Source organism: Sphingobium sp. Z007, from assembly GCF_900013425.1.
In the GTDB taxonomy this organism is placed as follows: Bacteria; Pseudomonadota; Alphaproteobacteria; order Sphingomonadales; family Sphingomonadaceae; genus Sphingobium.
In genome coordinates this window covers 1,937,026-1,949,865 of sequence record NZ_FBXK01000005.1, presented here as the reverse complement: position 1 = coordinate 1,949,865, position 12,840 = coordinate 1,937,026, and the positions used below count along the sequence as shown (strand labels likewise).

Sequence of the window (12,840 nt, the reverse complement as noted above, 5' to 3'; positions counted from 1 at the left end):
CCATGGCCAGTCGGGGCGTTCGCCGGTCGCGCGGGGAAGAGGAAGAAGAAAGCTATTTCATCTCCATGGCCGACATGATGGTCGGGCTGTTGTTCATCTTCATCATCCTGTTGCTCTATTTCGCGCTGCAATTTCAGCAGAAGAGCAAGGCCCTGTCCGATGCGGGCGAGGCGAGGACCAAGATATTGCGCGATCTCAAGACCGAAATCGAACGGCGCGATTCGAGCGTGAAGGTACAGATTGACACCCGCACCGGCGTATTGCGGATGCCGGCCGCGATCCTGTTCGCCAAGGGCGACTATCGCCTGTCGGCCGACGGACAGGCAGCGGTGGGTGTCATTGCCGAAGCGATGGGGCAGGTTCTGCCCTGCTATTCCTTCCCACGCCGCCAGCAGAATTGCCCGGCCACGCCGCACAGCATCGACGCCATTTTCATCGAGGGCCATACCGACACAGATGCCTTTGCAGGGTGGGGCGCGATTTCGGACAATATGGACCTGTCGGCCCTGCGTGCGACCAACACGTTCCGCGCCATGGAACAGGCCGTAGCGGCGCTCGATGCGCTGCATAATCGCGAGGATCGGCCCATTTTGTCGGTCAGCGGCTATGGTGCGAACCGACCTGTGGACACCGGCCTGGACGAAGCCGCCAAAAGCCGCAACCGGCGCATCGACCTGCGTTTCCTGATGGCGGCCCCGCCTCCTGAAGACATGGTTTCGATCCTGACGGAAAAGCCATGACCGGATTGCTCGAAACGGCCGATCGCTTGGCGCGCATGGGGCGGTTGCCGCTGCCCCCTGCCGAGCGCAAGCTGGCATGCGAACGCGCGGCCGACAGCCTTGCCGAACGCGAAAGCCGCCCGGCGGGTCCACCCGAAAGCTGGGATGACTTCCTGCGCCGCATCGGCATCGTCGAGGATTGAGGCACATGGACCCCCGCACCCTGTCCCGCCGGGACCTGCGCCGTCTGGTCAGCGACATGTGGCCCGACGAACGATGCGACGGCATCGCGCGCGCAACATTAGATGCCGCCGTCGCGGCCAATGCCAAAAGCCTCGATCGATCCGTCCTGACGGCCTATCTTCGCCATTTCCCCCGCGACCATCCCTCTTTCGAGGCTCTGCGGGCGGCATCGGCGATGACCGCCGAACGTTATGATTGGGCCTGGCGCGCCCGTGGACGAAAATGGCATTTGTGGGACGAAGGCGCAGGACCGGACCGGGTCGCCGCCGCCCTGCTGGCCAGCGATGATCCCGCTTTGGTGCTGCGCGAAACCGGGTTGGACGGTGACCTGGCACAAGGCGCGTTCATGGCGGACGCGCTGGAGGCCGCATGCGAACAAGCCGGTCGCGCGCAAGGGGAACAGGCGCAATTGCTGGGCACCCGGCTGATTGCACTGTTCGATCGGCTGGCGATAGGGGGCATGGAGGCGATGCTGGCCTGGGCCTTGCTGGCACCTTGGGCAGATACCAATCCTGCTAAGGCTTATGGCAAAAAAGTCGTAAAGCTATTGGTTGACCGTATCGGTGACCCACGCATGGATACCGCGCGCTGGCAAGCGGTAGCCACCGAAATTCCAGAGTTAAGTGGCGCAAAAAGTCTGCTCGATATACTGAAGCGGTGGCTAACAGAGCTGACCGTCCGTGAGTTTTTCAAGGTCGTCTCGGTTACGACCAATGACCCTACCCAGTGGGCCGAAAGAGAGGCTTTTTGGCTTGGATATCTTGATACAGGCGTCATCATCGATGCCTGGTTCGCACTTGGTATAAGAGCCAAGGACGTTATTGCCGCAAAGGGAAACAGAAGCAGCGTGGATCACGGCGTGATTGTCGGTGATCGCCAATATGCCGATCCTAGTCATTCTTCGCTCATCCTTTCTATCGGAAACGAACGCATCGCCGAATGGAGTCATTCGGGAGCCTGTCGGTTTTGGGAAGCCAAGGACCGGACCGCCCCCAAAACCTATTCGGCGGAATATTTTGGTTTCCAGCTACGCGCGATGAATGGTGGAGCAGATTTCACCTACATTCCTCATCAATCGGGTTGGCAACGACGCTTCGCAAATCGCATTTATAAACGGACTGGACAAAGGCACCCTAAATTTGGCGAAGGTTTTGACTGGTAGTTCCATGCTTGCTTTCCACGCCACCGGCACGCACCTGACCCTGATCCGCGAAACGCCTTCGCGCATACCCTTTGGCAAGGTGAAAAGAGACGTCATCGCCTTTGAGGACTGGGTGTTGCACCGCCCCGATGCCGCAACATCGGCCATCGCTCGGCTCTTACAGGCGTTGGGGGATGGTGAGGCGGCCCAGGATGGCAGTCCCCTCGTCGAGCCGGACGCGGACGGGGCCAACCTACATCCGGCGTTGATCGCAAGGCTGACCGATAGCGAGGCACAGGCGGTGGGCCTGCCGCTGGCAACGCGCCTGTCGCTAAATTTGGCGACCACGGGCCTGATCCACAAACAGGGGTTTCGGATCAGCACGCACTGGACGCGCACGGGCGGCGTGCCGGTGCGCGCGGTGTTGGCCAATGGCTATCTGCGCCAGGACGGGCGGCTGTGGCGGGTACCGGAACCGCTGTTTTCAGCGCTCGCTGCCGTCGACATGGTCAATGCCGCCCCGGACGAGGCGGGCCGCCAGGAAGCGCTGGCCGCGTTGAAGCAAGCCATCGGCGATGAGGGCGCAGCGCAGATTGCGCCTGATGGCGTCATTAGCCGATTGCGCCTGGCCTATGCCTCTGGCTTGTCGCTGGCGCTGCATACATCGGCGGGTGGCTTCGATTTCGATCCGGTGTTGTTCGCGCGCGATCGGTTGGCGGCAGCCGAAGAGGGCGCGGTGCTGGACGAAGCGGACGATAGTCTGCTGCCGCCGGCGCTGGCCATCGGCTTTGCCCGCCGCTTTCGCGCAGGGGATGGCAGCCGGCGCACCTATCTGCTTGATGATGGGTCGTTGCTCTATATCGACCCGCAATTGAGCGATGTTTTGGCGGTCGTTCGCACCGCGCAAGCCGGCACGACCGAGCAGCGCCGCGCCTTTGCCACGGCCCCCGAACGCCATGTCGCAGAGGCACTGCGCGCGCGTGGCGACGACCCGGCGGACGCCGCGCGGCTGTTCATCGAAACCCAGCAATTTTCCGAGCGCGTCGCGGGGATCGACATCTGGCGCAAGCCCGTGCTGCCCTGGATCAAGCCGCGGCCAGACAGTTGGTTGCCCGAATCCTTTGGTTTGCGCATCGGGGAGGAGCCCGATGCGCGTAGCATCACGATCATACCGGACAGGCTGGAAGCGACGGTCGCCCTGGCGGAACAGGCGGTGCGCGAACAGCGCGCCAGCTTCACTTATGAAGGGGAAGACATCCCGGCGACGCAGGCTACGCTGTCAGCGTTGACGGGCCTAGCGGACCTGTTTGCCGCCGCCACCGGGCCAAGTGCGCAGGACGCGCAGCCGCCTGCCGCGCTGCGCCAACGCTTCTTCCTGCAAGTGCGCGATAATCTGGACGATCTGGCATATGCGCCGCTGGTCGAGGATCATGCGATTGCGCAAGCGCCAGTGGCGTTCCCCGATACAGTGCGATCCGCACCCAAGCCCCATCAGAGTGATGGTTTTCAGTGGCTCGTCGGCTGTTACCGGTCGGGCCTGCCCGGCGCGCTGCTGGCCGATGACATGGGGCTGGGCAAGACATTTCAGGCGCTGGTCTTCCTGGCCTGGCTGCGGGCGCAACCCGATGGCGGCAAACCGGTGCTGATCGTCGCGCCGACGGGTCTGCTGGAAAATTGGCGCGCAGAAATCGCACGCCATCTGCAACCCGATGCGCTGGGCCGGATCGCCGATGCCCATGGAAGCGACCTGGCCCGGCTACGCACCAGCGCGGGACGCGATATCGACAGCGGCACCAGCGCCGTCGATCCGGCGGCATGGTCCCACGCCGGAATCGTGCTGACCACTTATGAAACCATGCGCGACTATCATCTGAGCTTTGCGCGCCAGCCTTTTGCCGCGATCCTCTATGATGAAGCGCAAAAGCTCAAAAACCCGGCGAGTCAGATCACCCGCGCGGCCAAGACGTTGAACGCGAGATTTCAGCTGGCACTGACTGGCACGCCGGTTGAAAATCGGCTGCAGGATCTGTGGTCAATCTTCGATGTGGTCCATCCCGGCCTATTGGGATCGAGCCGTCAGTTCGAAATGGATTACCCCGCGGAACCGGAAAAGCTGAAAAAACTCCATGCCTTGCTGATTGAGCCAGTGCGCAGTCGGCCGCCAGTGCTGCTGCGCCGGATGAAGGATGACTGCCTCGCGGGACTGCCCGCCAAGCATATCCGCACGCTGCCTATGCCCATGCCGCTGCGGCAGGCCCAGGCTTATGACCAAGTCATCCTGCGCGCCATGGCGGTCAAGGGATCTGGCGAGCACGGACGCATGCTTGAAGTGCTGCATCATCTGCGCGGCGTATCGCTGCACCCGGTCGCGCCGGACGCCGCGGGCGGGAATGTCGACTATTTTACCGATTCAGCGCGTATTGCGACCCTGTTCCTGCTGTTGCAGGAGATCAGCGCGAAGCAGGAGAAGGCGTTGGTCTTTTGCGAGAGCCTGGCGATGCAGGCCTTGCTGGCGGCGGAGATCGCACGACGCTTCGCCTTGCCCCATGGCGTCATCCGCATCCATGGCGGCGTGGCGGGGAAGGCGCGGCAGGCGGCCGTCGATCAGTTTCAGAATAGAGGGCCAGGCTTCGACGTCATGATCCTTTCGCCCAAGGCAGGCGGTGTCGGCCTGACGCTCACGGCGGCCAATCATGTCATTCATCTGTCGCGCTGGTGGAATCCGGCAGTCGAAGATCAGGCAACCGACCGCGCCTATCGCATCGGGCAGGAACGCGACGTCACGGTCTACCTGCCCCAGTCGGTCCATCCCGATCCGATCATAGCGCCTTCCAGCTTCGACCTGAAATTGCACGCGCTGATGGAGCGCAAGCGAACGCTTAGCCGCGGTCTGCTGACACCAGCAGAGGACGATGGCGATGCTGGCGCGCTGTTTGACAGCGTACTGGGGGGCAGCGAAGAAAGGACCGACGACCCAGTACAGGACGTCATCGTCACCGGCGCGCCTGATGCGCCAACCTTGCCGGAAGCCGTGTCGCCAGCACCTCCGTCCCGCCTCTCCCTGCGCCCGCGCGCCGCCACCCCAGTGCCGATGGAAGCGCCGCGCGCGCCGACGCCTTCATGGCCACGGCGCGTCGTTTATCATGCCGGGGGCGCGCGGGATTACCAGATATTCACCGCGCCGATAGCGGATGATCCCGTGCGCGAACTGCGGATCGTCGATCCCTATGGCGCAGCCGGGGAGCGTGCCCGGCGCAACATGGTCGATTTCGCGCGGATGCTGCTCAAGCAGGGGCAAAGGGTGGAACGGGTCCACATCGTCACGTTCGATGCCGACAGCGTCGATGTTTCCCACCCCGAAAGCAGCGACATGCAATATGCCGACATGCACGACCGCTGGCGCACCGCCTTCGGTCAGGATGTCGCCCTGCAATTCATACCCGTTTCGAAGCGGGGCAACCGGTCGCTCCATGATCGGGAAGTGCAGGCGACGACATGGTCGGGCAAGCAGCTTACCTGGGATCTTGGGCGTGGCATTGATGGGGTGATGGGCAATCGGTTTGCCTGCACCGTCGTGCTGACTTTAGAGTAACGCACCAAGTTTCCCGTAAATCGGCCCTCCTGCCGGATTCAAGAAAACCTGAATGCTTTACGATGAGTAACAAATGAGACGGTGAGATACTCGATTCGCTGTTTAGGTACGATATTTCGCGTTGCCGGGAAGGAGAACTCGTTAAGTGCCGTCTCGCACAGATGTTGTTTTCTAGCCGATCGGCATCAGCGCGGTCATTCTCCCTAGCGGAGATTCGAGTTGAAAAGCCTCGATGATTTGCAGGTAGCCCATAAGCGGGACGTTGAGCGGGCGACCGGGAAGTTGAGTCGGGATTATCCAAATTTAGGATTGAAGAGCTTAATCTGCGATTGAAAAAGTCAGTTTGAGTGAATGGCGGCAAATTTTTCTCGAATCCGGATTGAAAAAGTGAGTATCGCGGAATGATTGCCTGAAACTCTGCAACCCCGACTGATTTTGTCAGCATCCCGATCCGTTCGCGCGATTTACCTCAAATGTTCTCTTGCGCCCGAACGAAAGCCCGCAGAAATCGAGGCGCGAAACGCTCGCGCATGATGATCACGTTCTTCGACATGGTGCAGTCGAGCGCTGGCTGGGAGGCAGGGACATTATTACAGGCGGGATCGTGGTCGATCTCCCCGTCTCCATATACGCGCGCTTTGTAAATCGTCCCATCGGTATTGCTTCTCCGAATCAGGATGTTAGGCCGTGAACTCATAAAAGCGTGCATGGCTCTTGGCTGAACGGATTTGTTTGGCGTAGGGTTCGGGTGATGGTGGACTCATGCCGATAAGCAGCTTCGATTTGATGGTCGCGGTAGCGATCATGATCGGCTTACCGATAGCAATCATCTTGCTGAACCGTTGGAAGCGGCGCTCAGGATGGTGGCTGCTTGGATGCGTCATCGCCTTCGTTATCATTGGCAACATCATCGAGCAGAGCGTCGGGCGGCAATAAACAGGCCTTCCCATTTTCGCCGAACAGTGATTCAGCGTTGGTATGAGCCGATATGATCTGACCGACTTCGAATGGCGCGTGATTGAGCCGCTGTTGCCCAACAAGCCAAGGGGCGTCCCGCGCGTCGATGACCGGCGCGTGCTGAACGGCATATTCTGGGTGCTGCGATCTGGTGCGCCATGGCGCGACCTGCCCGAGCGCTATGGGCCTCGCACCACCTGCTACAACCGCTTTGTCCGCTGGCGAAAGGTGGGCGTCTGGGACCGGATGATGGACGCCATCACCGCCGCGTATGACGGTGAAATCCAAATGATCGACAGCACTTCCATCCGGGCGCACCAACAGGCTGCTACGGCAAAAAGGGGGATCGAGATCATTGTCTCGGTCGATCCCGCGGCGGCCTCACGACCAAAATCCATGCCGTCGTCGATGCGCAAGGGCTCCCAATCCGGCTCGGCCTGACTGCTGGGCAGACTCATGACGGGCAAGTTGCAGACGAACTGCTCGACCATCTCGGGCCACACATGATCGTGCTTGCCGACAAGGCCTACGATGCCGACCGCATCCGCACGCTGATCGAGGAACAGGGTGCCACGCCAAACATTCCGGCCAAATCCAATAGAAAATGGAGGCCGTGCTTCAGCAAACGGCTCTATCGGGAGCGCAACCTGATCGAGCGCTTCTTCTCCAAGCTAAAGCACTTCCGCCGTGTCGCCACCCGATACGACAAGCTCGCCGAAAACTTCCTCGCCATGGTCCAGCTCGCATCAATGCGTCTGTGGTTGCGAGCTTATGAGTCTACGGCCTAGTCTTGTTCCGCGTCGCGAAGGCGACGCCGAGGCTTGAGAACCTCGCTTGGGAAGAAATGGACCCGCCATACACGCGGCCGGGTGGCCGACGCGCATGTCCAAGCCGCTTGCGGCCAAAGGCGTCGGCGCATGTCTCAAGCATGTTTTCTACACCCGGCTCTTGTCGGCATCGCCTCGCTCTTTGCACGGAGGCCATGCCGATGAAGAATGCAGCGCATAGTAGCGCAGGTCATGGGCCGAGATGTCGACCGCAATAGGCGCCGCGCGCTTGCCCCTGGACGAACGCGACCCGCTGCCGCCTGATCATGATCGGGTTGCGACGCCGAGAGATTTGCTCGGCGCGCTGTATCGGGCCGAGCGTCCGGCCTTGCTGCGATTTCTGGCGCGCCGGACAGCGGAGGATCGGGCCGAGGACATCGTCCAGCAGGTCTTTGCGCGCATGGCGGGGAAGACCGACGATCAATCCGCCGCGATCGCGTCGCCGGGCGCCTATCTCCGCCAGGCCGCCCGCAACCTTGTCCGTGACGATGCGCGGGCCGCCGAGCGGACCAGCGTGCACCTCCACATGCCGATCGAGGAGGTGCCCGTGACCGATACCGTGTGGATCGGCGTGCAAAAAGGACCCCGTTAGCGGGGTGATCGGCGTCTAAAAGGGACCCCTCATTTCGATGGTTTAAGCAGCCGGCTGGATTTTCAGGCGGCGAGATCGGGATGTTGGTTTTGGAGACAGTTTTACGGATCCGGCGCGAGTATGCCGGAGGCAAGGCGATCAAGGCGATCGCACGGGATCTGCATGTGTCGCGGAAGGTCATCCGCAAAGCGGTCCGAGCGCCGGAGGGCGCCTTTGATTATCAGCGCAAGGTTCAGCCGCTGCCCAGGATCGGTCCGTTCCAGGAGCGCCTGAACACGCTGCTGGAAGAGAACGAGCTGCGCGGCAGGCGTGACCGGCTGCGGATGACGCGGATCCATGACCTGCTGGTGCGAGAAGGCTTTGAGGGTTCTTACGATGCGGTGCGGCGCTATGCGACGCGCTGGAAGATCGAGCGGCGCAAGGATGCTGGCGATGGCGTCACCGCCTTCATCCCGCTGATGTTCAGGCCAGGCGAGGCCTACCAGTTCGACTGGAGCCATGAGGATGTCGAGATCGCAGGAGCGCCGATGCGGGTGAAGGTCGCGCATATGCGCCTGTGCGCGTCACGTGGGGTCTATGTCCGGGCCTATCCTCGCGAGAGCCAGGAGATGCTGTTCGACGCGCATGCGCGCGGCTTTGCCTTCTTCGGCGGCGTGCCAGGGCGCGGCATCTACGATAATATGAAGACGGCTGTGACGAGCGTGTTCACCGGCAAGGAACGCGTCTTCAACCGGCGGTTCCTGATCATGACCGACCATTATATGGTCGAGCCCACGGCCTGCTCGCCTGCGGCGGGATGGGAGAAGGGTCAGGTCGAGAACCAGGTGCAGACGATCCGGGGTCGCTTCTTCCAGCCCCGGTTGCGGTTCGCCAGTCTCGAAGAGCTCAATGGCTGGCTGGAGGCCGAGTGTCGGCGCTGGGCGGAACGGCAGCCCCATCCTGAACAGGGAGATCTGACCGTGGCGCAGATGCTGGAGATCGAACGATCTGCGCTGCAGCCGATGCTGGGACCGTGAGCCAAAATCTATCCGGGGCTTCAATGAGAGTGAGCATGCCGTGACCGGCACCTGCCTGATCAGCTTCGACCGCAACCGCTACTCGGTACTCTCGACGGTGGCACGACGCACGGTGCAGGTCCGCGCCTATGCCGACCGCATCGTCGTTCGCTGCGGCGAAGAGGTTGTCGCTGAACATCCTCGCTACTTTGGGCGCAACCGCACGATCTATGACCCCTGGCATTATCTGCCAGTGCTGGCCCGCAAGCCTGGCGCGTTGCGGAACGGTGCCCCCTTCCAGGACTGGGATCTGCCACCGGCGCTGGCCCGCCTGCGCCGCAAGCTGGGTAATGGCGACGATGCCGATCGCCGGTTCGTCCGTGTACTGTCGGCCGTACTGACCGATGGCCTGGAGCCTGTCGAAACCGCTGTGCGTGAGGCACTGGCGACGGGCACGGCGAGCGACGACCTGATCCTCAACATCCTGGCACGACGCCGGGAGCCTCCGCGTCCGCTGACGATCATCACCTCCGAGGATAGCGCCTTGCGCCATCCCCCGATCGCCGACTGTGCCCGTTACGACCAGCTGAGGACCTTCGATGCAGCGGCATGATATGATCGAGGCCATGCGCGGGCTTGGACTCAAGGGCATGGCGGGCGCGTTCGACGATGCCGTCACCACCGGCCTTCAGCGCCAGCGCACCACCATGGAGATACTGACCGATCTCCTGCGAGCGGAGGCGACGCATCGTCATGCCGCGTCGATCCGATACCGGATGGCCGCTGCCAAGCTGCCAGTCGTGAAGGACATCGATGCCTTCCGGTTCGAGGGTACCCCGATCAACGAGGGGCTTGTGCGTTCATTGCACAGCGGCGCGTTCCTGCCCGCACGGCGCAATATCGTCCTGGTCGGCGGCACAGGCACAGGAAAGACCCATCTGGCCATCGCCATCACCGCCAATGTAGTGCGCTCCGGCGCCCGAGGCCGCTACTTCAACACGGTCGATCTGGTGACCCGCCTCGAAGAGGAGGCCAGGATCGGCAAGAGTGGCGCTCTCGCCGCCCAGCTATCCCGCCTCGATCTCATCGTGCTCGATGAACTGGGGTATCTGCCGTTCGCTCGATCGGGCGGCCAGTTGCTGTTCCACCTGATCAGCAAACTCTATGAGCAGACCAGTGTCATCATCACCACCAACCTCGCCTTTGGCGAGTGGCCCACCGTGTTCGGCGATCCCAAGATGACAACCGCGCTCCTCGATCGCGTCACCCATCATTGCGACATTGTCGAGACCGGCAAATGACAGCTGGCGCTTCAAAAACCGCAGCTGATCCGCCCCAGCAGCGATCAATTAGAAGATGTTTTGCGCTGCGCGCGCCTCCGGTCGGGCTACGCCCTCCCTACGCCGCGCGCAGCGCAAGGAAGCGCGTCACATCAACCGTGCGCAATCCTGACAGGGGGTCCCTTTTGCGCGCCGATAAGGGGTCCCGTTTGGACGCCGATTGACAGTTTCCGCCTTTTCGCAGTTCGTCCATATAGTCGCTCCACCATTGCGCCATTTCAACACGTTCGGCCCAATAGGCGGACTGATTATATATGCGACGGACGGACCCCGCCACCATATGTGCCAACGCGCGCTCGATGGCGTCCGGGTTCCATTTGCCGGATTCGTTCAACAGGGATGATGCAGATGTTCGGAAGCCGTGTGCCGTCATTTGCTCTTTGGAATAGCCCATGCGCCGCAATGCTGCGTTGATGGTGTTTTCGCTGATCGGCCTTGCTCGGGTGCGGATCGAAGGGAACACATAGCGCCCGGAGCCGGATAAGGATCGCATGGCTTGCAGTATCGCGAGAGCCTGCCGAGACAGAGGCACCGAATGGGGCTGGCGCATTTTCATCTTTGTCACCGGGATCGTCCAGACAGCTTTGTCGAAATTGACCTCAGCCCATTCCATTTGCCGCAGTTCGCCCGGACGCTGGAAGACATGGGGTGTCAGTTTCAAAGCATAAATGACGGCGGGGTCACCCTGATAATCTTCGATAGCGCGCAGGAGAGCGCCGAACTCGTCCGGATCGATGATAGCGGCGAAGTGTTTGACCCGCGGCGTGGTCAATGCGCCGATCAGAAGTTGCGCCGGATCACGTTCTGCACGGGCCGTTGCAACTGCAAAGCGGAAAACACGGCTGGCAAAGGCGCGCAGGAGATTGGCGGTTTCCAAGCGGCCCCGCCGTTCATGCTTCTGCAGTTCATGAAGAAGTTCTTGAGGCGTGATATCGGCGACAGGCCGCTTTCCGAAGTCTGCTCCCATCAGTTTTACAAACCAGCGCATCTTCTCCAGCGTTGGCTCAGCCAACCCCTCACGCGCTTTCTTCTCTATCAATTCCTCGGCCACGCTAGCGAAGCTGTTGCTGGCCCGAATGCTCGCCTCAATGCGGGCTTGTCGTTTGGCTACGTTGGGATCGATCGCATGAGCCAGCTGCCTACGGGCGGCATCCCTGGCAGCGCGCGCCTCGGCCAAGGTAATCTCGGGATACGCCCCGAGTGACAGTTTTCGCTCTACGCCATCGATCCGGTATTTGATTCGCCACAGCTTGCTGCCTCTTGGATTGACGAGCAAATACAAACCTTGGGAGTCAGTAACCTTGTAAGGCTTATCTGCGGGCTTGGCATTGCGGATAGCGGTATCGGTTAGCACCATTGGGGGCCTCGATTCTGCTGGGGCCTTTTGAGGCCCCCAAATTAGGCCCCAATCATCCGCAATTGCAGGCAAACAAGGGCATCCACTGACAATCAGAGAATGCCCATAAACTACCGAAAATCAGGGATTTTTCAACTGTTGGCAGACGTCGCCAGACAGGATTTTGGAGGCCCGAGCCGGAATCGAACCGGCGTGCAAGGATTTGCAGTCCTCTGCGTAACCACTCCGCCATCGGGCCTCGACAAGTGGGTGGCCGCAAATGTGCGGCTTTGGAGGCAAAGTCAAGCAGGGGATGGAGCAGGGACGTCAAGATTCTTGTCGCGCTGCACGCAAAGCCGCTTGGCGCGGACCGCCCGCTGATTTAGAGGTCCGATGATCCCCTTAGTGTATTGCATTGCCAATACAGTTGTGCCAAGCCCACTGGACCAAGCGAGAACTATCGTGACCGAGCAGAACTATTCTTCGATGCGGGCCGCCATGGTCGAAAGCCAGTTGCGCACCAGCGACGTCGGCGATCAGCGTGTCATCGCCGCGATGGCGAAGGTGCCGCGTGAGGATTTCGTGCCCGCGGAACGCCGCGCCATGGCCTATATCGATCGCCCCATTCCACTGGCCGGAGGGCGTTCGCTCAACCCGCCGCTGGTGACGGGGCGGCTGCTGACGGAGGCCCAGGTCGCGCCGGGCGACAAGGTGCTGCTGATCGGCGCGGCGACCGGCTATGCCGCGGCGTTGCTGTCGGAACTGGGCGCGCAGGTGACGGCGGTCGAGGAAGAAGGCGGTGCGGAGATCGCGCTGCCCGGCGTCACCATCGCGCGCGGCGCGCTCAACGTCGGCGCGGCCGATGGCGCGCCCTATGACCTGCTGTTCATCGACGGCGCCGTGGAGGAAGTGCCCGCGGCGCTCGTTCAGCAGCTTGGCGAGGATGCGCGCGTGGTGACGGGGATCGTCGATCGCGGCGTTACGCGTCTGTGCGCCGGTCGGGTGGTCGCCGGCGTGCTGGGCCTCAGTAGCCTGGCGGATATCGAAATGGTGGTGTTGCCCGGTTTTGGCGCACCCAAGGGATTTGTGTTCTGAAAG

At 61.6% G+C, this 12,840-nt stretch carries 9 protein-coding genes, 1 tRNA gene and 2 pseudogenes; 9 read left to right on the top strand and 3 right to left on the bottom strand.

The annotated features are described in order from the left end of the window. Positions 1 to 2 precede the first annotated feature (2 nt). The 4 genes from CEQ44_RS17475 to CEQ44_RS17460 are packed head-to-tail and all read left to right on the top strand — an operon-like array spanning position 3 to position 5,695. Positions 3 to 740 (top strand): OmpA family protein, encoded by a 738-nt coding sequence (locus CEQ44_RS17475; RefSeq protein WP_088185698.1) that lies wholly within the window; start codon positions 3 to 5, stop codon positions 738 to 740. Next, entirely contained in the window at positions 737 to 922 is a 186-nt protein-coding gene (locus CEQ44_RS17470) for a hypothetical protein (protein ID WP_088185699.1), read from the top strand. Before CEQ44_RS17475 ends, CEQ44_RS17470 begins: the two co-directional genes overlap by 4 nt. 5 nt (positions 923 to 927) lie before the next feature. After that, a complete protein-coding gene (locus CEQ44_RS17465; protein ID WP_088185700.1) occupies positions 928 to 2,124 on the top strand; it encodes an EH signature domain-containing protein in 1,197 nt (398 codons plus the stop codon). Then, a complete protein-coding gene (locus CEQ44_RS17460; RefSeq protein WP_256960045.1) occupies positions 2,114 to 5,695 on the top strand; it encodes a DEAD/DEAH box helicase in 3,582 nt (1,193 codons plus the stop codon). The genes CEQ44_RS17465 and CEQ44_RS17460 overlap by 11 nt, the downstream gene beginning before the upstream one ends. Positions 5,696 to 6,375: 680 nt before the next feature. Here the strand turns inward: CEQ44_RS17460 and CEQ44_RS24085 are convergent. Then, the gene (locus CEQ44_RS24085; RefSeq protein ID WP_144036361.1) at positions 6,376 to 6,579 is read right to left on the bottom strand and encodes a hypothetical protein; all 204 of its coding nucleotides are present in this window, start codon (positions 6,577 to 6,579) and stop codon (positions 6,376 to 6,378) included. A gap of 94 nt (positions 6,580 to 6,673) precedes the next feature. Here CEQ44_RS24085 and CEQ44_RS17450 point away from each other — a divergent pair. The 4 genes and pseudogenes from CEQ44_RS17450 (at position 6,674) to istB (ending at position 10,395) form a co-directional block, all read left to right on the top strand. Continuing rightward, positions 6,674 to 7,440 (top strand): IS5 family transposase gene (locus CEQ44_RS17450; protein ID WP_088190969.1). Its coding sequence is split into 2 segments (ribosomal slippage): positions 6,674 to 6,986 and positions 6,986 to 7,440, totalling 768 coding nucleotides; the frame shifts between segments, so codons are not numbered across the junction. A 241-nt stretch (positions 7,441 to 7,681) separates the two neighbouring features. Then, entirely contained in the window at positions 7,682 to 8,071 is a 390-nt protein-coding gene (locus CEQ44_RS17445; RefSeq protein ID WP_256960044.1) for an RNA polymerase sigma factor, read from the top strand. A gap of 80 nt (positions 8,072 to 8,151) precedes the next feature. Then, positions 8,152 to 9,679, top strand: a pseudogene (gene istA, locus CEQ44_RS17440) (IS21 family transposase). Further along, positions 9,666 to 10,395, top strand: a pseudogene (gene istB / locus CEQ44_RS17435) (IS21-like element helper ATPase IstB). The pseudogenes istA and istB overlap by 14 nt, the downstream one beginning before the upstream one ends. 69 nt (positions 10,396 to 10,464) lie before the next feature. Here the strand turns inward: istB and CEQ44_RS17430 are convergent. Together CEQ44_RS17430 and CEQ44_RS17425 are read right to left on the bottom strand one after the other, a co-directional pair. Continuing rightward, on the bottom strand, positions 10,465 to 11,763 hold the full coding sequence (locus tag CEQ44_RS17430; RefSeq protein WP_088201821.1) for a site-specific integrase: 1,299 nt from the start codon (positions 11,761 to 11,763) through the stop codon (positions 10,465 to 10,467). Positions 11,764 to 11,927: 164 nt separating this feature from the next. Beyond that, positions 11,928 to 12,001, bottom strand: a tRNA-Cys gene (locus tag CEQ44_RS17425). A gap of 203 nt (positions 12,002 to 12,204) precedes the next feature. Between CEQ44_RS17425 and CEQ44_RS17420 the strand changes: the two genes are divergently transcribed. Beyond that, entirely contained in the window at positions 12,205 to 12,837 is a 633-nt protein-coding gene (locus CEQ44_RS17420) for a protein-L-isoaspartate O-methyltransferase (protein ID WP_088182640.1), read from the top strand. Positions 12,838 to 12,840 lie beyond the last annotated feature (3 nt).